This is a genomic window from Corallococcus sp. CA041A (assembly GCF_003612075.1).
Lineage (GTDB): Bacteria > Myxococcota > Myxococcia > Myxococcales > Myxococcaceae > Corallococcus > Corallococcus exiguus.
In genome coordinates this window covers 22421-44772 of record NZ_RAWF01000012.1, presented here as the reverse complement: position 1 = coordinate 44772, position 22352 = coordinate 22421, and the positions used below count along the sequence as shown (strand labels likewise).

The window sequence follows — 22352 nt, the reverse complement described above, 5'->3', positions numbered from 1 at the left end:
GAAGCAAGCCGGCCCTGTCGTCTAGCGGTTAGGACGGAGCCCTCTCACGGCTCAAACTCGGGTTCGAATCCCGGCAGGGTCACTCAGAAACGCCCACCTTCGGAAACGAAGGTGGGCGTTTCGCTTTGCGGGCTACCGCACTCCGCCCTGCCCTTCCGGCCAGCCTCCGGTGCTGCCGCGTCCAGACACCTGGACGCGGGCGCTGCTCCTCTTCAGTTCGGGGTCGCGATGCTCTGGCGGAAGGTGTCCAACGCGGCGGTGAGCCGCTGCTGGGCGCGCTGGATGCCCCGGCGCATCAGCAGCATCCGCACCTTCTCTGGCAGGACGCGGGTGGCGTTGGACTGGCCGTAGCCCACCAGGTCCATGCGCAGGGTGATGGCCTCCAGCAGGTCGCTCAGGTCCGCGTCCGCGCCAGCCAGGAGCACCACGTCCGGCGAGCGCCCCTGAAGCCGCTCCGCCAGCGTGTGCCACTGCGGATCCCCGGTCTCCACCACCACCACGTCCGCGCTCTCCAGTTGGGGCGAGTACGGCGGCAGCTCCACCACCTCGAAGGACGCGTCGCGCAGCACCTTCACGGCCTCGGCGCTGCCCACCACCGCGACGTTGCCGGTGTGGCCCAGGCGCACTGCCTGCTCGTAGTTGCGCAGCTCCGTCTCCAGCGCCTCATGCGCGGGCTCCGGAGCATCCCGCCCGGCGTCCAGCAGCGCGGCGGCCTGCCGGGCCATCTCCCGGGCACCGTCACGCGTGCGCACGCGCTCCGAGCGGCGCTCCAACGCTGCGCGCACCTTGGCGCGCAGCACGCGCAAATCATCGAAGGGCTTCACGATGTAGTCGCTGGCACCGGCGGCGAACGCGGCGATGACGGACTCGGAGCTGGCGTAGGCGGTGATCATCACCGCCTCCAGCGCGGGCTGCATCCGCCGCGCCTCCGCGATGAGCTCCACCCCACCCATGCCGGGCAGGTTCTTGTCCGTCACCAGCACGTCGAAGCGCTGGTCCTTCAAGAGGACGAGCGCCTCCTCCGCGCTGCCCACGGGGGAGACGATGAGGTCCGCCTCCCGCCCCAACAGGCGCACGCAGATATCCAGCACCACTGGCTCGTCATCCACCAGCAGCACCTTCGAGGCGAGCGTCCCCCGCCCTTCCCCTTCACCTTCACCGGTCTCGAACGGGAGATCCATGAATTGGGAGGATCGCACAGCTCTCGTCCAACTTCGAGGGTGGGAAACAGTCGCGACCACTATGCTCTCCCGGTGAGCTTCGAAGACGCGCTGCGGGAGAACCGGGTGCCGCCGCGGCTGGGCGACGTCCGGCTTTTCTACGACGGGGGCCGCCTGGTGGGGGAATCCCTACCGCCAGCCTGGACGCTGCGGCTCTTGCCCACGCTCCTCGTGGCCCTGGCCGCCGTGTGCACGGGGGTGGGGTTGCTGCTGCTCGTCCTGGACTCGGCCCGGACGCCGGGCGCCGCGGCCCTGCTGCTCGTGCTGGCGGGAGCCATGGTGGGCGGCGCGCTGGTGACGGAGGCGCGGCTTCAACGGCGGCGCTTCGTGCTGCACTTCAAGACGGAGTCGCTGCGACTGGAGACGCTCGCGTGGGCCCCGGGCGCGGCGCGCACGGAGGTGTTCCCCTTCGACGACGTGCGCGCGGTGCACATCGTCCAGCCTCCGAAGGGCGGATACTCACTGGTGGTGGAGTACGGCCCGGAAACAGCGCCCAGACGCGCACTGCTGGTGCGGGACGTACGGGCGCAGGAGAGCGACACCCTCTACCGGGTGTGGCGGCTCCTGCACAACGCCTTCGGGCTCAAGGGAGCAGGGCTCGCTTGAAGATGAGCTCGATTTCGGTGCCCTCGCCCGGCGTGGACGACAGGCGCAGCTGACCGCCGAACTGCATCACCAGCTCGCGGCAGATGGACAGGCCCAGCCCCGTGCCGATGCCCACGGGCTTCGTGGTGAACATCGGCTGGAACACCTTCTCCTGAAGCGCCACGGGGATGCCGCAGCCGTTGTCCGACACGGTCAGCACCACCTCCTCGTCGCGCGCATCCCACCGCACGTCGATGCGGCCCGGACGGCCCGTGCCCTCCATGGCCTGCGCCGCGTTGACGATGAGGTTGAGCAGCACCTGGCACAGCTTCACCGGCCCGAAGACGATGCGGAGGGGCTCGCCGTTGCTGCTGAGCCGCGCCCGGTCCCGCACCTCCGCTCGCGCCAGCTTCACCGCGAAGGAGACGACCTCCGCCACGTCCGCGGTGGCCTCCATGTCCTCGCCGCGCGCCTGCGCACGCAGGCCCAGCGCCACCCCGCGCAGGTGGCTGGCGCCCTCGGACAGGTCCTTGATGAGCGACGGCAGGTCCTCGATGGTGGAGGACACCTCCGCGTCCGGATCCGTGGCCAGGTGCCGCGACACGTACTGCACCACGCGCTCCATGTCGCGCTGGAGCGACGACACGTTCTGCGTGAGGTAGCCCACCGGGCCCATCAGCTCGTGCGCGATGCCCGCCGTCACCTGTCCCAGCGTGGCCAGACGCTCGGACTTCATCATCCGGCCTTCCACTTCGCGGATGCGCAGCTCCAACCGGGCAATCTTGAGCGCGTCCTCGAGCGCCGCCAGCAGCTCCGCGCGGTCCCACGGCTTGACGAAGTAGCGCGTCACCTGGCCGCGGTTCACCGCGTCGATGACGGCCTGCATGTCCGCGTACGCCGTCACCAGCATGCGCTTGGCGTCAGGCGCGATGGTGCGAGCGCGCTCCAACAACTCCACGCCCGTCATCCCCGGCATGCGCTGGTCGGACAGCACCACGCCAATCTCCAGGCGTCGCTGCTCCAGCAGCGCCAGGGCCTCGTTGGGAGACGAGCACCGGAAGATGCGAAACCTCTGCCCGAAGTTGGCGTCGAACACCCTCAGGTTGAGGGCGTCGTCGTCCACGTACAGCACGGCGGGCAGGTCCGAGGCGTTCATGGAGCTCCTCCAGACCATGGCTTCCTCATCCGGAAGACAGGCTGGTCGCGCCGAAGATAACGCGCACGTCCGTCAGCGCGCCTGGGGGTACCTTGTACCCAGGCCGAAAGAGAACGTCGCGCGAAAGCACTCCGCCTCAGACGGAGGCGTTCCCGAGCGCGAGGGCCACCGTGTCCACCGACGGAAAACGGCCCCGCGGCAGCGTGCCCAGCAGCGACACCACGTGGGACGGCGCCTCGTTCTCCCGCGCCACCCAGACCAACTGCTCCGCGCTGAGCGGATACACCGCGCCGCGCAGCGCCTGCTGCAGCGAGTGCGCCAGGGACACCGCCGGAGTCAGGGGGGCCGGTGAAGGCTCCACCTCCCGCAGTCCAAGTCCCAGGCGCTCGCGAGTCATGTCGTCGTTCATTGAGTAAGAAGTTAAGCAGCGAACCGCGCCGCCTGCCGACCTTTTTTCGCCGTCCGAAGGGAGTCAGGCAGCCAGGCGCTCTGCCCCTCCATCCCACCGGGTGGCCACGCCAGCGTGGGCATCCCACCGTACCGCCACGGAAGTCCTACCCACACCCCTGACTTCAGGGAGGAGTGACGCACCATGGCGAACAAGAAGAACGAGGACGTGAAGCCGGTGAAGCACGTGGAAGCCACGCGTCCAGAGCCGTGGCCTGGCATCCAGGGCCGCAGCCGCGAGCACGAGGAAGACCTGGAGACGGGCACGCGCCGCGCGGAACAGGCGGACGTCACGGAGGCCCAGCGCAAGTTGGAGAAGGACGTCGAGTCGGACGAGCCGACGCGGGAGTAGTCCAGGCCAAGCCCCGCCCCCGTGCGTGTCACACGGGGGCGGAGGCGGCGGACCGCTCGACCGCTAGAACAACAGCCGCGACGGGTGCTCCAGCAGCCCCTTCAGCTCGCGGAGGTACTCCGCGCCGGTGGCCCCGTCGATGACGCGGTGGTCACCCGACAGCGTCACCGTCATCATCTTGCGCACCGCCAGCTGGCCGTCGCGCACCACGGCCTTCTCCGCCACGGCGCCCACCGCGATGATGGCGGACTGGGGCGGGTTGATGACGGCGATGAACTGGTCGATGCCGTACATGCCCAGGTTGCTCACCGTGAGCGAGCCGCCCGTGTACTCGGCGGGCTTCAGCGAGCGCTTGCGGGCGCGCTCCGCCATGTCGCGGGACTCGGCGGAGATGGCCTGCAGGCCCTTGAGGTCCGCGTCGCGGATGATGGGGGTGATGAGCCCATCCTCGATGGCGACGGCGATGCCCACGTCCACGGTGCCGAAGTGCAGCACCTGGTCGCCCTGGAGCGACACGTTCATCTTCGGTGAACGGCGCAGCGCGATGGCCGCCGCCTTCACGATGATGTCGTTGACGGACACCTTGAGGTCCAGTGCCTTGGCCTCCTCGCGGATCTTCACCGCGGCGTCCATCTCCACTTCCACCGTGAGGTAGAAGTGCGGCACGCCGGGCTTCACTTCCGACATGCGCTGGCCAATGACCTTGCGCATGGAGGACATGGGCACCGCCTGCGGCTCCGGACGCGTACCGAAGGCGCGAACCTCCGGCTGCGCTCCGGCCTTCTTCGCCGCCGGCGCCTGCGCGGGAGCCTTCGCCAGGCCCTGGCCCAGCGCCTGCTCCACGTCGCGCTTCACCACGCGGCCCAGCGGGCCCGTGCCGCGCACCTGGCTGATGTCCAGCCCGCGATCCTGGGCCATGCGCTTCGCCAGGGGGCTGGCGCGCAGCCGGCCGCCAGCGCCACCACCGGCTGCCGGAGCCTGGGGCTCGCGGCGCAGCGGAACGACCTGTCCTCCGGCGGGCGCGGACGGAGCCGCGGCGGCGGGGGCCTTCGGAGCCTGGGGCGCGGCCGCCGGAGCGGAGGCCCCGGCCTTGGCGCCCTTGGGCGTGAGGAACGCGATGGGCGCGCCGACCTTGGCCATGTCGCCATCGCGCACGGTGATGCGCGCGAGCGTGCCGTCGTCGTACGCCTCCACCTCGAGGTTGGACTTGTCCGTCTCCACCTCGGCGATGGCGTCCCCGGAGGAGACCTTGTCCCCCTCCTTCTTCAGCCACTTGACGATCTTCCCCTCCGTCATCGTCGGGGAGAGGGAGGGCATCAGGATGGCAATCCCCTCGCCCGCGCCGCTGGCGGCGGGAGCCGGGGCCTGCTCGGGAGGCTTCGCAGCGGCGGGAGCGGCGGCCTTGGGGGCCTCCGCCTTCTGGGGCGCCGGAGCCGAAGGCGCACCACTGGTGGCCTTCTCACCCTTGGCGCCGAGGAAGCCGATGGGCGAACCCACCGCGGCGACCTCGCCCTCGGGCACGGCGATTTGGATGAGGTAACCGTCGTCGAAGGCTTCCACCTCGAGGTTGGACTTGTCCGTCTCAACCTCGGCGATGGCGTCTCCGGAGGAGATCTTGTCTCCCACCTTCTTCAGCCATTTGACGATCTTCCCCTCCTTCATCGTCGGGGAAAGGCTGGGCATCTGGATGGGCGTCGCCATACGCGTTCAGGCTCCCTCGCGGTACAGGACCTTCTTGATGGCAGCGATGATCTTGGGCGCGTCCGGCTGGGTCGCGTTCTCCAGGTTCGCCGCATAGGACATGTTCACATCCAACCCGGTGACGCGCGCGACGGGCGCGTCCAGGTCGTCGAACGCCTGGGACTGGATGAGGTCCACCACGGACGCGCCAATACCGGCCAGCGCCCAGCCCTCCTCGCAGATGACCACGCGGTTCGTCTTGCGCACGCTCGCGAGGATGGCCTCCTCGTCCAGGGGCCGCAGGGTGCGCAGATCCAGCACCTCCACGCTGATGCCTTCCTTCGCCAGGGCCTCCGCGGCCTCCATGCAGAAGTAGTACATCCGGCTCCAGGTGATCAGCGTGACGTCCGTGCCCTCACGCTTCACGTCCGCCTTGCCCAGGGGGACGATGTGCTCGCCCTCCGGCACCTCGCCCTTGATGGCGTAGAGGCGCTCGCCCTCGAACATGACCACCGGGTTCTCGTCCCGGATGGCGCTCTTGAGCATGCCCTTGGCGTCCGCCGGGGTCGCCGGGGCAATCACCTTCAGGCCGGGGAAGTGCGCGTAGTTGGCCTCCAGCGACTGGCTGTGCTGGCTGGAGAGCCGGCCGCCCGCGCCACCCGGGCCGCGGAACACGATGGGGCAGCGCAGCTGGCCGCCGCTCATGTGGCGCAGCTTGGCCGCGTTGTTGACGATCTGGTCCATCGCCAGGATGGCGAAGTTCCAGGTCATCATCTCCACCACCGGGCGCAGACCCACCGCCGCCGCGCCCACGGAGAGACCCGTGAAGCCCAGCTCACTGATGGGCGCGTCGATGATGCGCGCGCTCCCGAACTTGTCCAGCAGGCCCTGGGACACCTTGAAAGCGCCGTTGTAGCGGCCCACTTCCTCGCCAATGAGGAACACATTGGCGTCGCGCTCCATCTCTTCGGCGAGCGCCTGGTTCAACGCTTCGCGATACATCAACTCGGGCATCGTCGGCTCCGAACTCGAATCTCGAAAGGGTAGTGGCTTGAGGGAACGTGAGCGCTAGCGGATCAGGCCCGCCTTCTTGTCCGCCTGCTCGGCCTCGGCGCGGGGCTCCAGGTCCCAGGTCACCTTCAGCTCCTGGCCCGTCGGGTAGCTCGGCCAGTTGGTGACCTTCACGCCCAGCACGCGCTCGCGCGGGCGCACGTCCTGCTCGCCCTCCTCCACGATGGTGTCGCGCCACAGCTCGTCCACGCTGGGCTCGGGCGACTCGTCGGCGAACTTCACCGCCGCGTCCACCGCGCGCTTCTCCTCTTCCTCGATGGCCTCGAAGTCCGCGTCGGTGAGGTTGAAGCCCTGCTTCATCGCGAACTCGCGCAGCTTCGGGATGGGGTCGCCCTTGCGCTCTTCCTCCACCTCCTGCTTGGTGCGGTAGTTCGCCGGGTCCGCCATCGAGTGGCCGCGGAAGCGGTAGGTGTTCGCCTCCATCAGCACGGGGCCCTTGCCCGCGCGGCAGTACTCGGCGGCGTCCTTCACCGCCTCGTACATCTTGAGGACGTCCATGCCGTCCACCGCTTCACCGCGCATGCCGTACGCGGAGGCGCGCTTGTGGATCTCCGGCACCGCGGACGTGCGCGCGATGGCCGTGCCCATGCCGTAGCGGTTGTTCTCGCAGATGTAGATGACCGGCAGCTTCCACTTCTGCGCCATGTTGAAGGTTTCGTGGAACGCGCCCTGGTTGGCGGCCGCGTCGCCGAAGAAGCACACCGTGACGCGGTCTTCGTTGCGATAGCGGCTGGCGAAGGCCATGCCCGCCGCGAGCGGAATCTGCCCGCCGACGATGCCGTAGCCGCCGTAGAAGTGGTGCTCGATGTCGAAGATGTGCATCGAGCCGCCCTTGCCCTTGCTGTAGCCGGAGCCCCGGCCGAACAGCTCCGCCATGACCATCCCGGCGTCGCTGCCACGCGCCAGCGGCTGGCCGTGGTCGCGGTAGGCGGACAGCATGTAGTCATCCGGGCGGATGGCCTCGTTGCAGCCCACCGCCACGGCCTCCTGGCCGATGTAGAGGTGGCAGAAGCCGGCGATCTTCCCCAGCGTGTACTGCTGGCCGGCCCGCTCCTCGAAGCGGCGCAGGAGGTACATCTTCCGGTACATCGTCAACAACAGGTTCTTCGAGTACGCGCTGGCCACCGCGGCATGCCTCCGTCTGGGCCGCCCCTTGAAGACCCGAGGGGGAAGGGCGGCGAACGCCGTGCGCCTCTTAGCGCGCGGCCAAGGGACTTCCAAAGCCTTTCAGAAACCGTCGTCCACCGTGCCTTTCTTTCAGGCGCGGTGCGTCACATCCTCCATGGAGAAATGCGGCACCGACACGATGCCATCCTTCAATTCCACGACCCGTCCCGAGTGGTCCGTGGCCAGGTGGATGACCGTCGCCTCCGGGAAGCGGTGACGGTAGTCATTGGCGTGCGTGGGTTCATTGTCGAACGCCGCCACCACGGTGCCCATGCGGCCCAGGCGCGCGTGCGCCTCGCGCTTGAAGGCGTCGTCGTTCTCCGCGAGCGTGGGCTTCATGACCAGGTGCACGCGCCCGTCCGCGCCGGGGGGCGTCACCATTCCGCAGCGCGCGAGGCATGACACGGTGCCTTCACGCATCGCTTCATGGCGGCCCGTCAGGTAGACGACCTGCGCGCCCGTGGCGGCCACCGCCTGCGTGAAGGCGGCCGCGCCGTCAATCGCCTCGTCGGAGACGCAGTAGGCGCTGGTGAAGAAGCGCTCCTGCCAGAAGGCGCGCGCGTCCGCATAGCGCTGCTCCACCTCCGCGTCCTCCATGCCGCACGCGCGCATGGCGGCGCGCATGTCCCAGCCGGTGTCCCAGTGGCGCGGCTCGCACACGGAGAGCAGGCTCAGGGACCGCGCGTCACCGTACTCGCGCAGGATGCGCGCCTGGCGGGGCCGGTTGTCGAAGAGGGTGGAGTCCAGGTCGAACGCCAGGACGGCCTGCGGACCGAGCGAGCGGGCCTTCTCCAGGATGCTTTGGAGCGTGTCGCGCCAGTCCGGCCGCACGCGCTGCTTGAGATCTTCAAATGCCATGGATGCCGGAAGATACATGCCCCCGGCGCGAGGCTGGCCATCAAATCACGCGCCCTGGCGCAACGCGGCCGGCCGGATGGGCAGCGACCCCGTAGGCTCCGAGGCCTCCACCCGAGCCCCCACCGGAGCCTCTGGGGCCCGGGCGAAGTTCTGCATGCGCTGGATGCCGTTGCGGTCCAACACCAGGCGGACCAGCTGCGCGGATTCATGACGCACGCCGTCCTCCATCACCGTGAAGCGGAAGACCAGGTCCACCGGGTAGCGCTTCGCGCCGCGGATGTGGCCCACGGAGAAGTCCTCCAGGTCCACGTACTCCAGCGCGAACTCCGGCTCGTCCATGTCGCGCAGGAAGCGCCCCACGTTCAGCCGGAGGATGTCCGTGACGCCCGTGAGGCCGCGCTCGGAGCGGGGCAGCAGGCGCGCGTCCAGCACGATGCGCTTCTGGTAGCGGATCACGGCTTCCGACAGCTCGCCCTGGGACACGGTGAGGAAGTCATCCTGCAGCCGCAGCGACGACACCGCCTGCGGCACCTTCACCGCCGCGCCGTAGTCCACGCGCTCCTCGCAGATGCCAATGGCGCGCGCCGTGACGGGGTCCACCAGGTCCGTGGTGCGGTCGTACAGGTGCGTGGCGGCCACGCGGCTGAACATGCGCCGCAGCCCTTCCTTGATGCGGTCCTTCATCATGTAGCCGACCACGGCCACCAGGAAGAAGTTGAGGCTCACCTGCGTGAAGCGGACCTGCGCCCAGAGCGCCACCGACGTGGCGAAGGCCATGGCCACGCCCGCCGCGATGGCGAACAGCACCTCCTCCCAGCCCTGCCGCCGCTGGCGACGGCGCGAGGACAGGAAGAGCACGTTCATGCAGAACTTCTTCAGGAAGCCCAGCCGCTGCATGTACTCCTCGTTGTCCCCGGTGGGGCTCAACACGGAGCGCAGCCGGTGCTCCTTGCGATAGGACTCCTCGCGCAGCACCGCCTCCATCAGCCCCTTGCGCAAGGGCAGCCACGGCCCCGTGCGAGGCAGCGCGTCCATGTCCGCCACCGCGCGGCGGAAGAACTGCTCCACCAACAGGCTCACGTACTCGTCCACCAGCCGCAGCGACGCGCGCGTCTTCTCCTGGAGCTTCGCCTCACCTGTGGCGCGCAGCCACGCACGGAAGCGCTCCAGCACCACGGGCACGGACTCCCCCGCCTGCCGCACCACCGTCTCCAGGTCCACCCTTCCCGCCTCGCCCGTCTTGGCGTCACAGCGCGTCTCCACCGTGGTGGCGAACCTGCGCAGCGCGCCGCGCAGCACGCACGAGAAGAGCTTCGCCTGGTAGACGACGTCCGACTCCGGAGCCAGGCCAATGCGCTGCCACGCCTCCAGCTTCACCAGCGGCGAGCCCTCCGAGGACAGGAGTTCGCCCAGCCCCATCACCGGCGTCTTGAAGCGCACGTAGTTGTGGATGTCCGCGTAGAAGTCCGCGCGAGGGTACGTCTCCGCGTCGATGTTCAGACTCGACGGCAGGAAGAGGTAGGCCTCCACCAGGTAGCGCGTCTCATCCGCGCCCGTGGGCTGGTACTCGAGCTTGATCTCGAACTGCTTGCGATCGTGGACGTCGAATCGGCTGTGGAGCGCTTCAGGTACCTGGGACACAGACTCCAGTCTATGTCACAGGGCTGTCACACGGGAGTCACCCTCACTTCGGGGCAGTAGAGCGTCCGGGGGGGCACACCGGACGCCCTTCCGCTGGAGCCTCAACCGTTGGTGCCCGTACGAGAAGACGCACCCGGCACGGCGCCCGGGACGACGTCGCCCACCGGCAGGGGCGCCGCCTTGGGCTGGGGCTTCGCGTTCCACACCCGCGTCGCCAGCACCAGGCCCACGACTGCCAGCGGCAGCATGGCCAGGGGCCAGGGCTTCCAGTTGGCGGGGTCCTTCATGGCGTCGCCAGTGGGCAGGATGGCCCCGTAGACGAGCGCGTGGATGGCCGTGCCCGCGTACACCGCGCCGTCGATGATGCCCACCACGATGCCCGCGTTCTTCTTGCCGCCGAAGTCCATGGTGGCCGTGCCGGACAGCATGCCGTGCACGCCGATGACGCACAGGGACATGAACACCACGGACCAGCCGGCGCCCGGCGTCCCCAGGAGGAACACCGCGCCGACAGCGCCCAGGAGCAGGCCCGCGTAGAGCACCGCGGACACGGGGCCCCGGCGCGAGTCGAAGATGCGGTCGCTGATGACGCCCGCGAACATGCCGCCCAGGATGCCGGCGACGCACGACAGCATGCCCCAGTTGGAGGCCACGAAGCCGCCGGACTCCCCAATGGCCTTGGCGTACTTGGGGAACCACTGCATCACCGCGTTGCGCAGGAAGCCGCTGCAGAACTCCACGCCCAGGATGATGAGGATGACGCGGTTGCTCAACAGCTTGCCGAACATCTGCGGCACGGTGAGCGCCGGGCCCGTCTCCCCGCTGGAAGCGTCCGCCGTGTCGAAGTCCGGGTGGCCCGTCTGCGACGGCGTGTCGCGGATGACGAAGAAGTCCAGCACCAGGAAGCCCAGCAGCAGCGCCGCGGGCACGAAGAACACCCACCACACCGGCGCCGCGTCCGCGATGAAGCGGCACCAATCGAACGCGAAGTACAGGCCCAGCGAGATGAGGATGCCGAACACGCCGCCCAGCTGGCCGCGCTCGCGCACGTGGAACCACGACGCGTTCACCTTGACGATGGAGACCGCGCCGAAGCTCTGGAAGTACATGTTCACGCTGTAGAGGAACGCGAGCCACGCCACCACGCCGCCCGGCGGGGCCCAGCCGTTCTTCAGCACCGCGTACACCAGCCCGCCCATGGCGATGTTCGCCACCGCGCTGCCGCCCGCGGACAGCAGGATGGTGAAGCGGCCGCCCAGCTTGTCCGTCAGCGGGCCATTGAGGAGGAAGGCCGCGCCGTAGGTCAGCGTCCCCCAGAAGAAGATGGTGGCGAAGTCCGCGTTGGACGTCTGCGCGCCCATGGCGCTGGTCGCCACGTTGACGTTGTAGCGCCCCATATAGAGGAACGCGTACGTCAGGCCCAGCGGGAACCAGTTGAAGAAGCGGCGGCGGCGGAACGCATCGGTGTGCCCCAGCTCCACCTTCGGCAGCCGTGAGAGCACCAGGCCAATGGCCCCGAGCAGGATGACGATGGGGAGCAGCTGGGCCAGCCACGGGGGCAGCGACGACATGCGACGAACCTCGCCTGCAGGAGGAAGCGGAACGGGGCAGCACCCTACCCCGTCCGTCCTCCCCCCGGAAACAGCAAGCGGCGTCAGGAAAGCCGGGCGAGCAGCCGCGTGAGGGACACCTCCGTCTTCGCGTCCGCGATGTCACCCCGACGGCACGCGTCCAGCACCGCGCTCAACGACCGCCACTGAAGGTGGATGCCCTCCTCCAATGGAGAGCCGTCTCCCTCCACCTCACCCTGCGCCACGCCGGTGACGTCCACCGCGGCCGGGAAGACCTTCTCCGACAGGATGCCCGGCGCCAGGAAGAACGCGCCGCCCAACAGCTGGATGTCCTCCGGCCGCACCGTGTAGCCCGCCTCCTCCTTCACTTCTTCCGCCGCGCGGCGGCGAAGCCCCTCCTCACCTTTGTCAGCGGGCTCCAGCAGCCCCGCGACGATTTCCTCCACGCGCAGATGGCTCACCGTGTCAGGCACGGTCATGGACGCGGTCTGCTCGCGGCGGAAGTACGCCGCGGGGCGCAGGTTCATCCGCGTCAGGACTTCCACGTTTCCATCCGACGCACGGCGGTAGATGAGCACCGACACCGCGTCCAACCGGGGCCGGTCCACCACATCCACCCGGTACACCGGAGACGACGAGCCATCCGCGCGCCGGTTGCGGCAGCGCAGCCGACGCACTCGGAGGAAACCCTCGTCACAACGCGCCGTGGCGGAGAAATCCTCGATGATCTCGATGTCAGTTACATTGGAACTGCTGGGACGCATGTCTGCCTGCTCTCCTGGTGTCCTGGTAGGTGGAGGTGCCACGGTGGCGTTGCTTGCCCGTGCACCCTTGATCCCGTAGGTTGCGCCGTCCTCAAGTCGTCACTCTCTACGAATCACGGATCCGCCACGAATGTGTCGCGCACTGCTCGGCCTCTTCTGCGCCTGCGCCCTGGCCCTCGCCTCGTGCATGCCTGTGCTGGAAGGCCAGGATTACCACCTCGAAGGTCAGGAGGTGCGGCTTACCCTCCTCCATACCTCTGACATCCACTCGCGGCTCGTCCCGTACGACTTCACGCCGCTGAAGACGGACCAGGACCTGGAGCTCATCCCGGAGGCCGGTCCCTTTGGCGGTGCCACGCGCATCGGGTCCATCCTCAAGCGCGAGCGCGCGAAGGGCGACCGCGTCCTGCACCTGGACTCTGGAGACTGCTTCCAGGGCGCGCCCATCTTCAACGTGAACACGGGCGAGGCGGAGTTCCGCTTCCTCTCCGAGACCCGTCTGGACGCCGCCGTGGTGGGCAACCACGAGTTCGACGCGGGCGCCCTCAACTTCGTCCAGAAGGCGCGCAATTTCGCCAACTTCCCGCTGCTGGCCGCCAACTACTACTGGGACGACCCGAAGACGACCGGCACCAACGGCGCCTCCATGGTGACCGCCCCCTACAGCATCCGGACGGTGAAGGGCCTGCGGGTGGGCGTCATCGGCATGGCGAACATCTCCTCGCTCAACTCCATCGTGGAGGGCGGCAACAGCCTCCAGGTGACGCCGCTGGAGCAGAACGAGGCCGCGCGCGCCTACGTGGAGCTGCTGCGCCCGGTGACGGACCTGATTGTCATCGTCAGCCACCTGGGCCTCACCGAGGACCAGGATCTCATCCAGGGCTACGAGGGCTACTATGAGTACGGCCGCGCCAAGCCCTTCATCAACCGCTCGCACGACGCGTGGAAGGTGCTGGAGTGGTTCGGGCCGGAAGGCAACGACAAGTCGGTGGTGCGCGTGCACATCGCGGGCGTCACCGGCATGGACGTCATCCTGGGCGGCCACCTGCACGTGGTGCTCAACCCGCCGCAGCTGGTGACGGACCCCGCCGGCCGCAAGGTCGTGCTGTCGCACTCGGGCGCGTTCGCCAAGTACGTGGGCCGCCTGGAGCTGGTCGTGAAGATGCCCAACCAGCTGGGCGAGGGCGAGGGCGCCGAGGTCGTCAGCCAGGACTACCACGCGTTCCCGGTGGACGCGCTCTGGTGCAACGAGGCGATGCGCAAGTACCGCTTCGACGACAACATCTTCTGGGACCCGGGCGAGTTCATCAACGCGCCGGGCGTGCGCGAGGCCATCGCCGAGTGCGGCCGTCAGGAGGACGCGCAGGTGACGGACCTGCTCATCCCGTACCTGCTGGGCATGGACGTGAAGCTGCAGCTCACCTCCATCTTCTCCTACGCCCCCCTGGACGTGCAGCGGCGCAACAACTCCAACGGCGGTGACTCGCCGCTGGGCAACATCGCCGCGGACTCCATGCGCAAGCGCAACCGCGTGGAGGCGGAGATGGCGCTCACCAACTCCCTGGGCATCCGCGACAACCTCTACGCGGGCGTGGTGACGCAGGAGGCGATGTTCAACGTGTTCCCCTTCGAGAACACCATCAACATCATGTACCTGTCCGGCGCGGAGATGCAGGAGATGTTCGACTTCGTCACCGAGCGCTCCGCGGAGCGCGGGTGCGTGAGCCAGGCGCAGGTCTCCGGCGCCCGCTTCACCATGGACTGCGCCCAGGTGCAGCTCAACGACCTGCGCGTCGCGTGCACCCCGGCCACGGTGGCCACCGCCTGCCCCCAGGAGAACCGCGAGGGCCACGCGCCCTGGCAGTGCCTGGAGGACACCGCGGGTTCGCGCTGCTGGGCGCACCCGGGCATCAACATCGAGATCAACGGCCGGCCGCTGGACACCAACGGCACGTACAAGGTCGCGGTGAACGACTACATCGCCAAGGGCGGCTCCGGCTTCACGGTGCTCAAGCGCAACACCACGCGCATCGAGACGGGCATCAGCCTGCGCGACTCGCTCATCGGCTACATGCAGGGCTTCTGCAACTGCGACGACCTGCTCAACGGCCGGGAGACGTCCAGCAACGGCACGCGCTGCGGCTCGCTGGTCGGCGGCAAGTGGACGGTGGACGAGAAGACGCTGAACTCCTGCAAGGTGTCCAAGGCCTTCGAGGAAGGGCTCGACAAGACCGTGGGCAGCTGCTCGTGCCGGGACCTGCTCAAGGTGACCGACAATGCCCAGGAGCAGCCGGCGGCCATGGCCCGGTGCGGCCTGGCGGACACGACGAAGCAGGCGGCCCTGGAGCAGTGCGCGCTGCCGCAAGGCCCCTACACCGGCCGCTGCACCTGCCGGGACCTGCTGACGGGGAACAACCCCACGTGCGGCAACGTGACGAGCCAGCTGCGTTCATTCTGTGAGAAGCCCACAGCCATGCCCATCGCGAGCGCCATCGAGGATGGCCGCATCGGGCGGAGGGTGAAGTAATGAAGCGACTCTTCCTGCTGTCCACGCTGGCCCTGGCGGCCGGCTGCTACACGAAGGAGTCCGAGGAGCCCACCGGACTCACGTCCTTCCGCGTGGAGGTGACGAGCATCACCACCGGGGGCTCCGCCGCGACGCTGCTGCCGGTGGTGAACGCCTGCGCCGGGAAGTACGGCAACGACCAGGCCGCGGTGCCGCCCGAGGTGCGTGGCACCACGGACTGCCCCTACACCCTGCCCCGATCGGACGTGGACATCGGTCTGTCCATCACCGCGCTGGACGGCACCGGCGGGGAGATGACGACCTTCAACGGGCCGGTGTCCTTCCGGGTCATCCCGGGCGACCTCACCGGTGAGTACGGCCAGCGCTGGACGCAGCTCACCAACGGCAAGGGCACCGGCACCGTGCGCGTGGCCCACCTGTACGGCGAGACGCACGTCTGGGTGCAGGACCAGGACCTGGAGCTGGTCTACGCGGACGGCGGCGTCGTGGGCGACCTGTCCCAGCTGCCCCAGGAGCCGGCCACGCGCACCCTCGCGACCGGCCTGTCCCACGGCATCCGGTTCGAGGAGCCCTCCCTGGCCACCATCAACCTGCCCGAGGGCGGCTCGGAGACGAGCGTCTTCATCAAGCAGTTCATGCGCGTGGGCCGCAATCCGGAGTCCGGCGAGCCGCTGACGCAGAACTGCGACCCGTCCGACCCCAACAACGGCAAGCAGATGATGCTGCTGGTGACGGGCACGGACTCCAGCGGCTTCTACGTCACGGACATGACGGCCTGCCGCGTGCTGGAGAAGAGCGTCACGGGCGCGAACGTCCAGACCGCGGAGCCGGATGGCTTCAACCCGGGCCGCTTCAACAGCATCTACATCTACAACTACTCCTTCCCGGAAGGGCTGGACTCCGGCGACCTGCTCTGGACGCTGTCCGGCACGGTGGCGGAGTTCACCAACACCACGCAGATGAGCTTCCCCGCCTGGACGCTGCGGGAGAACGTGCGCCTGTTGCCGCAGGACCAGTGGAACAAGTACCTGGCCCAGGTGCCGCCCGTGGAGATCAACGGCCGGCTGTGCGGCTACAGCGGTTCGCCGTACCTGGACGACATCCTGTGCGGCTACAGCTACAAGAACTACAAGATGGAGAGCCTGGAGTCTTCGCTGGTGAAGCTGCGCCGGGTGAAGTTCCCCAAGGTGTTCCGCAACTGCGACGCCAACGGCAACAACGACATGCCCATGTTCTGCCCGGTGGGCAGCAGCGCGTCGCGCACCTGGCAGAACTGCTTCGAGGAGCCGCCGGATGATCCGGACCTCCCGGAGCGCCAGTGCGTCATCGACTGCACGCTGGGCATTGGCGAGTACGCCGGCACCATCTGCGCGGAGAAGACGACGTACACGAGCTTCGGTCAGTTCGTGGTGGAGATGAACGCCACCGGTCCCGCGTCCATGGGCATGGACGAGTCCGTCCCCAACCGCATCATGAACGTCAACGTGGGCACCACGCCCGTGCGGCCGGACAAGTCGCTGCCCCAGGGCTACCGGATGAACATCATCTGCACCCAGCCGGTGCACGCGCGCTTCGGCCCGGTGAGCGTGACGGCGGACCAGACGGACACGCTCATCGCGGCCAACACCCGCTTCGAGTACACCCTGAAGGGCTCCGAGGTGACGGTCGCGCTGGTGCGCGACGCCGCCGCCACGGCCAACGCCGCGTGCAAGGTCGCTCCGGACACGCGCTCGCGCATCAGCCTGCAGATCAAGGACGCGGTGCCGGACCTCAACCCGGACTGCAACGAGAACGATGCCGACGCGGCGAAGGCGCTCCAGTGCAAGCAGCTGCGCGCGGCCACCTTCGACGTCGTGGGTCACCTGAAGCACGTGGGTCCGGCGCGTCCGCGCTGGAACGTCCTGCCGAGAGACCAGGACGACCTGTGCTGCTACCCCGGGCCCGGGATGGAGTGCCCGAAGCCCATCAAGCCGTGCCCGTAGTCGCCATTCACCTTTGATTTGAGCAGTCGCATTGCGCGCCCCGGCGGTAAGCCGGGGCGCTGGGAGGAGCGGTCTCCCCCGGACCGCTTCCTGGAGGGAATTTGAAAACGTTGCAGACGCTGGCCCTGGCGGGCCTGACAACCCTTTCCGCGCCCGCTTGGGCCGGGGACTTCGTGGACACCCGTTTGTCGTTCGTCTTCGCGGACGACAACGTGCTGGCGGGCGCGGGAGAGACCACTCCCAACAGCCCGAACGCGCGCTTTGGCGCGGGCAACCAGAACACGCAGTTCTACGACAACTTCAACACCCGGTTCTCCGGCTTCGAGTCGCTGTCGAACGTCGTGCTCTACAAGCGCATGCCGGCGTTCTTCGAGGGCCTCACGACGGAGGCGGCCCTCACGCTGCTGGTGCTGGAGCGCCCGTCTGGCGGTGTCGACATCCTCGACAACTCCAGCTACGTGCGCCTGAACTACCAGCCGCCGGGCTGGGGTGAGAAGGAAGGCATCTCGCTCACCGGCTTCCCGGTGTCCGCGGACCGCTTCCGTCTGGGCTATGCGTACCGCATCTCCTGGGGCGGCAGCTCCATCTTCACCAACCGCGCGTCCGCGGCGGGTGTGCCGGGCGCCAAGTTCCAGGTGACGCGCGACCGCTGGTACGCGTACGTGGGCGGCAAGACGGCGCTGGTGCTCAACGACCTCATCCTGGAGCAGGAAACGCTCTACGGCGTGATGGCCGGCGCGGGCTGGGACATCCTGGAGACGCTGCGCGTGGAGGCCGGCGGCGGCTACTTCCAGAAGGGCATCGTCCCGGGTCTGGCGAACCAGTCCATCGAGGCGGGCGTCAACTCGGCCGGCGTGTCCGGGCAGGTCGTCTACCACGTGGGCGTGCCGGTGGGCACGAGCGTGGACTTCCGGCTCTACAAGAACGACCCGGAAATCTACCAGCGCTTCTTCGCGCCGGAGACGTACCCGGGTGGCCTGTCGTACTCCTTGTCGCTGGAGGGCAGCTACCTCACGCAGACCCTGCAGGACCCGGACAAGTTCGGCGCCACCAAGCCCCAGGGGGCCGTGGCGCTCGCCTTCCAGGGCCGCGCGAAGCTGAACCGGTTCCGCTTCAACGCGCTGGCGCTGGTGCGCAGCCTGTCCTTCATCCAGTTCGACGTGCCGGGCTTCCCCCCGTTCCAGGACTTCCCCACGGGCACGGTCCTGAAGCCTGAAGTCTTCGGCGCGCTGGGCGTGGACTACAACATCGAGAAGCTGCACCTGACGCCGGGCTTCATCATCGGCGCGCAGCAGCCGGCGTCCTTCCGCAGCCCGGTTCCGCTCGTGGGCGGCAGCAACCCGCCCCCCAGCCTCACCGGGACGCGCACGGTCGTGGTGCGTGACGCCAACCAGCTGAGCATCCTGCCCAGCACCTGCGGTGGCACCAGCGCCTGCGAGGCGGAGCTCATCTGGTCCGCGAAGGCCACCTTCCGGTGGGACCTGTCGGAGACGGTCGCGGCCGTGGGTGAGGTCTACTACACGTACGACACCAACCGGACCACGTTCGAGGACGACGTGACGGGCATCGCGCAGCCGAACTTCGAGAAGCCGCACGCGCTGGGCTTCAACACGCTGCTGCAGGCGCGCTTCTAGGCCGCCCTGCCCTCTTCGGGCAGCTTCGCGGGGCCCGCCGTGCATCACGGCGGGCCCTTCGTGTTTCTAGAAGGCGGACGTCATCCGCACCACCTCGTCGAAGGCGGTGAGGCCCTGCGCCAGCTTGCGCACGGCGGCCTCGCGCAGCGTGCGCATGCCACCGCGGCGCGCCGCCTGTACCAGGTGCTCGTAGGGCGCCTCGCGGGCGATGAGCTCACGCACCTCCCGGTTCGTGGAGACGATTTCGAAGACGCCGGTGCGGCCGGAGAAGCCTGTGCCGCGGCAGCGCACGCACCCCGCGCCCTTGGACAGCTTCACGCCGCCGGGCAACAGCGGCAGCGGCGCATCGAGTGCCAGCAGTTCGTCCGGCGTGAGCACCGCGTCCTCCGCGCAGTGCACGCAGACGCGGCGCAGCAGGCGCTGGGCCATGACCCCCAGCAGGCTCTGAGCGAGGAGGAAGGCCGGCACGCCCAGGTCCTTCATGCGCGCCACCGCGCCCAGCGCGTCGTTGGTGTGCAGCGTGGAGAGCACCAGGTGGCCGGTGAGCGCGGCTTGAATCGCGTTCTCCGCCGTCTCCGCGTCGCGGATTTCGCCCACCATGATGACGTCCGGGTCCTGGCGCAGGATGTGGCGCAGCGCCCCCGCGAAATCCAGGCCCACCTTGGGCTGCACCTGCACCTGGTTGAAGGTGTCCCACACCATTTCGATGGGGTCTTCAATCGTGGTGACGTTGACGTCCGGCCCCGCCACCGCCTTGAGCGCGGAGTAGAGCGTCGTCGTCTTGCCGCTGCCCGTGGGGCCCGTCACCAGGATGAGGCCGTGGGGTTGATCAATCCACGACTCGAAGTGGCCCTTCTCGTCCGGATCGAAACCCAGCTGGGCGATGTCCTGCACCAGCGTCTCCGGGTCGAAGATACGGATGACCACCTTCTCGCCGAACGCGGTGGGCAGCGTGGAGACGCGGAGCTCCACCTCGCGGCCGTCGCGCTCCGTCTTGATGCGGCCGTCCTGGGGGCGGCGCTTCTCTGAGATGTCGATGCGCGACAGCATCTTCACGCGCGACACGATGGGCGGGTGCACCTGCGCGGGCAGCGTGTAGACGGGGTGCAGCACACCGTCGATGCGCAGGCGCACCACGGCGGTGGCCCGCTTCGGTTCGATGTGGATGTCCGACGCGCGATTGTCGAACGCGTAGCGCAGCAGGTAGTCCACCGCCTGCACCACCGGCCGGTCGGACGCCTCCAGCTCCTGCGTGCCGCTGAGCGACACCAGCTGCTCGAAGTTGGCGATCTGCGCGTTCGCGCCACTGAAGTCGTCCGCGGCCTGGGCCAGCGTCTTCTTGAAGCCGTAGATGTCCGCGATGGAGCGGAGGATGTCCGTCTTCGCGGACAGCACGGGCTCCACCGGCTCGCCGGTGAGCCGGTGGAAGGACTCGAAGAGCTCGCGGTCGAAGGGGTTGGCCACCGCCACGCGCAGCCGCCCCTGTTCGGTGCGCTCCAGGGGCAGCAGCACGTGCTTCTGCGCGTAGGGCCGGGACACCGTGCGGGTGGCCAGCGCCATGTCCATCTTCAGCGGATCCAACTTCCGGTAGGCCAGCCCCGCGGCGCGCGCGGCGGCCTCCGTGACGCGGTCCTCGTCCAGCACGCCACGCCCCCCCGGCGCCGGAATCTGGAAGGCCGCGACCAGTTCCACGGGTGACACGTCATAGCGTGCCGCGTCCTTGCCCGTTCCGGCCTGCGCCTTGATGACGCGGGCGCGCGCGGCGGGCTCTCGCGCCAGCACCTCCTGCGCCTGCTGTGGTGTCAGCAGGCGCTGGGCGACCAGGGCCTCCAGGACGAAGCCGAGAGTGAAATCCGTGGCGCCGCGCGAGGGGCCGCTGCTTCCGGGGGGAGCCGCCTGGGTCACACGTTCCTCCTTCTGCGGGTGGCCAGGAGCAACACCCCGAGCCCCACGAGGAATGCCGCGGAGGAGGGGCCGCTCTGGCAGCCGCAACCGCCGGGGTCGTTGTTCGTTCCGCCCGTGCCGCCGTCCAACGGAGGGGGCGGCGGCGTGCCACCGTCACTGCACAGGGTGCAGGTGCCGCCGTCCGTCTTCACGTACGGGTCGTAGCACTGGCCGCCATTGCCGCAGTACAGGCCGTTGGGGCAGTCCTGGTTGGTGCGGCAGGGGGCGATGCAGGCGGTCCCCTCCTGGAACGGCACGCACTGGAGCGGCGAGGAGCAGGTGCCCGTGCCGCAGTCGCGGAAGCAGAAGCGGTCCTCGCCGGTGCCCGCCGAGCGGCAGGTGCTGCCGGGGCCGCACGTGCAGGCGGCCACCGAGCACGGCTCCGCGCACACGCCCTGCGGGTTGCCGTTGAGCTTCAGGCACTGCTGGTTGAAGCCGCACTCCGAATCCTGGAGGCACGGGTCGCCAACGCTGCGCGTGCCCGTCAGCTGCTGCACGCAGGCGTGGTCGCACGAGCGGCAGGCGTAGTTGGAGCCACAGTCGTTGTTGGTGGAGCAGTCGGCGACGCACACGTCGCCCCCGCCGTTGGGCAGCGTGTTGCAGGTATAGCCGTCGCGACAGTCACCCTTTCCCGGGCGGCAGTTCTTCAGACAGCGCTTGCCCACGGAGCCCACGGATGCGCACGTGGAGCCGGTGGGGCAGTCCGCGTTGGCGACGCAGGACTCCGTGCAGTAGCCGTCCTTCCAGGCCGGGAAGGCGGGGGTCTTGTCCGCGTCCGTGAGGCAGCGCGAATCCGCCGCGCCGCACGAGGAGGCGCTGGCGCAGGGGTTGCCCACCTTGGTGCCCGTGCCAATCGCCTCCGGCAGACAGGCGAACTGCGAGCCGGCGATGAGCGTGGACGCGCGGCACTGGTAGGGGTCCGGGCAGGCTCCGGGCGCACCGGACGGGCACGCCTTGGAGCAGATCTTCATCGAGTTGCCGCTGGTGGTGGACTGGGTCGTGACACAGGTGAGCCCCGCGGAGCACGCGGTGGTGTCACAGGGCGAGCCCACCGCTCCCGTCTGCGGGTAGCGCTGGCAGAACGCGCCCCGGTCATAGGACGACAGGGTGCGCCGCTGCACGCCCGTCTCCTGCGCGAAGTACATCACCGAGTCCGGGTACTCATACGTGCTGCCCAGGCCCAGGCAGTGGCCCACCTCGCGCATCACCGCCGTCTGGATGTCCATGAAGCCCGCGGGCGTGGGGGTGAACGAGGTGAACTTGTAGCGCACGGCGTTGAGGAAGATGTCGCACTGGTAGACGTTGCCGCCGTGGCTCAGAGGCACCGCGACGGACACGCTCGTCTCGTTGAGCACGTCCTTGTACTGGGTGCTGAGCGGGTCGGTGACCCAGATGGCGGCGACGCTGAAGCCGTCCAGCCGATCGTTCACGTCCGGGATGGGGACGATGGTGGAGCGGCCCTTGTACGTGAAGGCGGGCCACGCGCAGTCCACGTCCTGCCAGGCCTGGAAGGACTTCTTCACCGCGTCTTCCACCAACGAGATGTCATTGCCCGCCGGCTGGTTGTTGCGCGCGTCCACGTAGTACGGGAACGGGTCCTGGCTGTTGTTGAGCACCCAGTGATCCAGGAACTGGTAGCCCCCCTGGGCCTGCGCCGTCGTGGCCAGCGCCAGCAGTCCAAGGAGGAAGACACTCCGCTGCGTCCCACGCATCATCACCCGCACCTCGTCACGTCACGTCCGCACGGGGCGCT

Annotated in this window: 17 protein-coding genes and 1 tRNA gene; 6 read left to right on the top strand and 12 right to left on the bottom strand. The window is 68.7% G+C overall.

Features of this window, described 5'->3' with window-relative positions:
- The first annotated feature begins 10 nt into the window (after window positions 1-10).
- Window positions 11-82: transfer RNA gene (locus tag D7V77_RS04080), tRNA-Glu, on the top strand.
- A 130-nt stretch (window positions 83-212) separates the two neighbouring features.
- On the opposite strand, the gene D7V77_RS04075 is transcribed toward D7V77_RS04080, so the two are convergent.
- Window positions 213-1181: a response regulator gene (locus tag D7V77_RS04075; RefSeq protein WP_167548480.1), complete on the bottom strand. Its 969-nt coding sequence runs from the start codon at window positions 1179-1181 to the stop codon at window positions 213-215.
- Window positions 1182-1253: 72 nt separating this feature from the next.
- On the opposite strand from D7V77_RS04075, the gene D7V77_RS04070 reads away from it, so the two are divergent.
- Window positions 1254-1826, top strand: coding sequence for a hypothetical protein (locus tag D7V77_RS04070; RefSeq protein ID WP_233596675.1), 573 nt, complete (start codon window positions 1254-1256; stop codon window positions 1824-1826).
- Here D7V77_RS04070 and D7V77_RS04065 read toward each other — a convergent pair.
- A complete protein-coding gene (locus tag D7V77_RS04065; RefSeq protein WP_120574972.1) occupies window positions 1804-2961 on the bottom strand; it encodes a sensor histidine kinase in 1158 nt (385 codons plus the stop codon). The two genes, D7V77_RS04070 and D7V77_RS04065, sit on opposite strands and share 23 nt — an antisense overlap.
- A gap of 136 nt (window positions 2962-3097) precedes the next feature.
- The gene (locus D7V77_RS04060; protein WP_233596674.1) at window positions 3098-3358 is read right to left on the bottom strand and encodes a DUF2795 domain-containing protein; all 261 of its coding nucleotides are present in this window, start codon (window positions 3356-3358) and stop codon (window positions 3098-3100) included.
- A gap of 195 nt (window positions 3359-3553) precedes the next feature.
- Between D7V77_RS04060 and D7V77_RS04055 the strand changes: the two genes are divergently transcribed.
- Window positions 3554-3760: a hypothetical protein gene (locus tag D7V77_RS04055; RefSeq protein WP_120574948.1), complete on the top strand. Its 207-nt coding sequence runs from the start codon at window positions 3554-3556 to the stop codon at window positions 3758-3760.
- A gap of 63 nt (window positions 3761-3823) precedes the next feature.
- On the opposite strand, the gene D7V77_RS04050 is transcribed toward D7V77_RS04055, so the two are convergent.
- From D7V77_RS04050 to D7V77_RS04020, 7 genes are all read right to left on the bottom strand, one after another.
- On the bottom strand, window positions 3824-5461 hold the full coding sequence (locus D7V77_RS04050) for a pyruvate dehydrogenase complex dihydrolipoamide acetyltransferase (protein WP_120574947.1): 1638 nt from the start codon (window positions 5459-5461) through the stop codon (window positions 3824-3826).
- A gap of 6 nt (window positions 5462-5467) precedes the next feature.
- Window positions 5468-6454 carry a pyruvate dehydrogenase complex E1 component subunit beta gene (locus tag D7V77_RS04045; protein ID WP_120574946.1) on the bottom strand — a complete coding sequence of 329 codons (987 nt, stop codon included), beginning with the start codon at window positions 6452-6454 and terminating at the stop codon, window positions 5468-5470.
- Between the two features lie 54 nt (window positions 6455-6508).
- The gene (pdhA, locus tag D7V77_RS04040) at window positions 6509-7636 is read right to left on the bottom strand and encodes a pyruvate dehydrogenase (acetyl-transferring) E1 component subunit alpha (protein ID WP_120574945.1); all 1128 of its coding nucleotides are present in this window, start codon (window positions 7634-7636) and stop codon (window positions 6509-6511) included.
- Between the two features lie 132 nt (window positions 7637-7768).
- Window positions 7769-8536, bottom strand: coding sequence for a hypothetical protein (locus tag D7V77_RS04035; protein ID WP_120574971.1), 768 nt, complete (start codon window positions 8534-8536; stop codon window positions 7769-7771).
- 45 nt (window positions 8537-8581) lie between these two features.
- Window positions 8582-10177, bottom strand: a complete 1596-nt coding sequence (locus tag D7V77_RS04030; protein WP_120574944.1) for a hypothetical protein — start codon at window positions 10175-10177, stop codon at window positions 8582-8584.
- A 101-nt stretch (window positions 10178-10278) separates the two neighbouring features.
- Entirely contained in the window at window positions 10279-11748 is a 1470-nt protein-coding gene (locus D7V77_RS04025; protein ID WP_120574943.1) for an MFS transporter, read from the bottom strand.
- Between the two features lie 83 nt (window positions 11749-11831).
- Window positions 11832-12512 carry an NUDIX hydrolase gene (locus tag D7V77_RS04020; protein WP_120574942.1) on the bottom strand — a complete coding sequence of 227 codons (681 nt, stop codon included), beginning with the start codon at window positions 12510-12512 and terminating at the stop codon, window positions 11832-11834.
- 130 nt (window positions 12513-12642) lie between these two features.
- Here D7V77_RS04020 and D7V77_RS04015 point away from each other — a divergent pair, with 130 nt between their 5' ends.
- From D7V77_RS04015 to D7V77_RS04005, 3 genes are all read left to right on the top strand, one after another.
- Window positions 12643-15039, top strand: coding sequence for a bifunctional UDP-sugar hydrolase/5'-nucleotidase (locus D7V77_RS04015; protein ID WP_120574941.1), 2397 nt, complete (start codon window positions 12643-12645; stop codon window positions 15037-15039).
- Window positions 15039-17021, top strand: a complete 1983-nt coding sequence (locus tag D7V77_RS04010; protein ID WP_120574940.1) for a hypothetical protein — start codon at window positions 15039-15041, stop codon at window positions 17019-17021. The genes D7V77_RS04015 and D7V77_RS04010 overlap by 1 nt, the downstream gene beginning before the upstream one ends.
- A gap of 101 nt (window positions 17022-17122) precedes the next feature.
- Window positions 17123-18655: a hypothetical protein gene (locus D7V77_RS04005; RefSeq protein ID WP_169820980.1), complete on the top strand. Its 1533-nt coding sequence runs from the start codon at window positions 17123-17125 to the stop codon at window positions 18653-18655.
- Between the two features lie 66 nt (window positions 18656-18721).
- On the opposite strand, the gene D7V77_RS04000 is transcribed toward D7V77_RS04005, so the two are convergent.
- Together D7V77_RS04000 and D7V77_RS03995 are read right to left on the bottom strand one after the other, a co-directional pair.
- Window positions 18722-20560 carry a GspE/PulE family protein gene (locus tag D7V77_RS04000; protein ID WP_120574938.1) on the bottom strand — a complete coding sequence of 613 codons (1839 nt, stop codon included), beginning with the start codon at window positions 20558-20560 and terminating at the stop codon, window positions 18722-18724.
- The gene (locus D7V77_RS03995) at window positions 20557-22314 is read right to left on the bottom strand and encodes an MYXO-CTERM sorting domain-containing protein (RefSeq protein ID WP_120574937.1); all 1758 of its coding nucleotides are present in this window, start codon (window positions 22312-22314) and stop codon (window positions 20557-20559) included. The genes D7V77_RS04000 and D7V77_RS03995 overlap by 4 nt, the downstream gene beginning before the upstream one ends.
- Window positions 22315-22352: the final 38 nt, after the last annotated feature.

Coding starts and splice junctions, on each gene's coding strand:
- D7V77_RS04075 (WP_167548480.1), bottom strand. CDS start 1,181: ATGGATCTCCCGTTCGAGACCGGTGAAGGTGAAGGGGAAGGGCGGGGG.
- D7V77_RS04065 (WP_120574972.1), bottom strand. CDS start 2,961: ATGAACGCCTCGGACCTGCCCGCCGTGCTGTACGTGGACGACGACGCC.
- D7V77_RS04060 (WP_233596674.1), bottom strand. CDS start 3,358: ATGACTCGCGAGCGCCTGGGACTTGGACTGCGGGAGGTGGAGCCTTCA.
- D7V77_RS04055 (WP_120574948.1), top strand. CDS start 3,554: ATGGCGAACAAGAAGAACGAGGACGTGAAGCCGGTGAAGCACGTGGAA.
- D7V77_RS04050 (WP_120574947.1), bottom strand. CDS start 5,461: ATGGCGACGCCCATCCAGATGCCCAGCCTTTCCCCGACGATGAAGGAG.
- D7V77_RS04045 (WP_120574946.1), bottom strand. CDS start 6,454: ATGCCCGAGTTGATGTATCGCGAAGCGTTGAACCAGGCGCTCGCCGAA.
- D7V77_RS04035 (WP_120574971.1), bottom strand. CDS start 8,536: ATGGCATTTGAAGATCTCAAGCAGCGCGTGCGGCCGGACTGGCGCGAC.
- D7V77_RS04025 (WP_120574943.1), bottom strand. CDS start 11,748: ATGTCGTCGCTGCCCCCGTGGCTGGCCCAGCTGCTCCCCATCGTCATC.
- D7V77_RS04020 (WP_120574942.1), bottom strand. CDS start 12,512: ATGCGTCCCAGCAGTTCCAATGTAACTGACATCGAGATCATCGAGGAT.
- D7V77_RS04015 (WP_120574941.1), top strand. CDS start 12,643: ATGTGTCGCGCACTGCTCGGCCTCTTCTGCGCCTGCGCCCTGGCCCTC.
- D7V77_RS04010 (WP_120574940.1), top strand. CDS start 15,039: ATGAAGCGACTCTTCCTGCTGTCCACGCTGGCCCTGGCGGCCGGCTGC.
- D7V77_RS03995 (WP_120574937.1), bottom strand. CDS start 22,314: ATGATGCGTGGGACGCAGCGGAGTGTCTTCCTCCTTGGACTGCTGGCG.